We start from the raw sequence: 1311 nt of genomic DNA, 5'->3' as shown, positions 1-1311 counted from the left end.
TGTACGCCCAGCATGGGCGTCATCTCTAGGGTGAAAGTCCCGAACGGGGGCTGGCGAACGCCTACCGTTAGCCAAAAGCAAGGGTGTCCGCCGCGAGGCGGAATCTGAAGGAAGCTTACGGCAAATGCACGAGCCAAGGTACACGAACTGGATTCGAGGCAGGAATAGTCGGATGAGTCACCACGCCATGACGAAATCCCAAGTCGCCAAAGGCTATCCCTGTAAACTCCAGTGGTTGCGGGCAGAAAGATGACGTTCTTATCTGGGGAGGCCTGCGGGAGAAAAAAAAATGCGAGGTAACCTCGTAACCGCAACCGAGAGGTTGCGCTGAACCCGCAGGAGTCAGCAGAGGCCATAGTACGGTAGTACGGGACGCCGGAAGCCGGAAGGGCTGAACCGAAAGGAGAGTGGAAACCGATGCGTTCGCGCAGAGAGCAAAGACAGCCGAATATCTCGCAAGAGAGCTTGCTGCAAAGAGAAGCGGTGAAACCGCCAGGGTATGCAGGAGCGCCGAGTTCTTCGCCGGCACAAGTCGCCCCTTCCGCTCGCAAAGACCAGAACGATCTGCTGGAGCGGATGCTCGAAGGAGAGAATCTTCGGCTCGCTTACAGGCGGGTGGTACAGAACGGAGGAGCCCCTGGTGTGGACAGCGTAACGGTAGCGCATCTACAAGCTTACCTGAAAACACACTGGGAAACGGTGAAGGCCGAACTCCTGACGGGAACGTACGGACCCTCGCCAGTCAAACGGGTGGAAATCCCCAAACCCGGAGGCGGCGTACGGCTGCTCGGCATTCCGACCGTGATGGACCGCTTCCTCCAGCAGGCACTTCTACAAGTGATGGACCCGATCTTCGATCCGCATTTCTCTTGGTACAGCTACGGTTTTCGCCAAGGGAAACGGGCGCACGACGCGGTGAAACAAGCCCAGAGCTACATCCAAAGTGGTCTTCGATGGGTCGTAGACATGGACTTGGCGAAATTCTTCGACCGAGTGAACCACGACATGCTCATGGCCAGGGTGGCACGGAGAGTGACGGACAAGCGAGTCCTGAAGTTGATACGAGCCTACCTGAACGCCGGAGTCATGGCGGATGGCAAGCTCGAGAGAAACGAGGAAGGCACGCCGCAAGGCGGCCCGCTTAGTCCGCTCTTGGCGAACATCCTATTGGACGACTTGGATAAAGAGTTGACCAAGCGAGGTCTGCGGTTTGTCCGGTATGCAGATGACTGTAATATCTTCGTCGCGAGTAAGCGAGCCGGAGAACGTGTGATGGAGTCGGTAACACGCTTTGTAGAAGGAAAGCTGAAA

General features: G+C 56.9%; 1 protein-coding gene. It reads left to right on the top strand.

Features of this window, described 5'->3' with window-relative positions; all coding sequences use genetic code 11:
- Positions 1-417 precede the first annotated feature (417 nt).
- Positions 418-1311 (top strand): group II intron reverse transcriptase/maturase (gene ltrA, locus ACFPB1_RS27355; RefSeq protein ID WP_379229382.1); only part of this gene is annotated, 894 nt, incomplete at its 3' end.

It is taken from the genome of Paenibacillus sp. GCM10023250, from assembly GCF_042653205.1.
GTDB lineage: Bacteria > Bacillota > Bacilli > Paenibacillales > Paenibacillaceae > Paenibacillus_Z.
The sequence above is the reverse complement of the archived record's forward strand: the minus strand, read 5'-3'. Positions and strand labels throughout refer to the sequence as shown.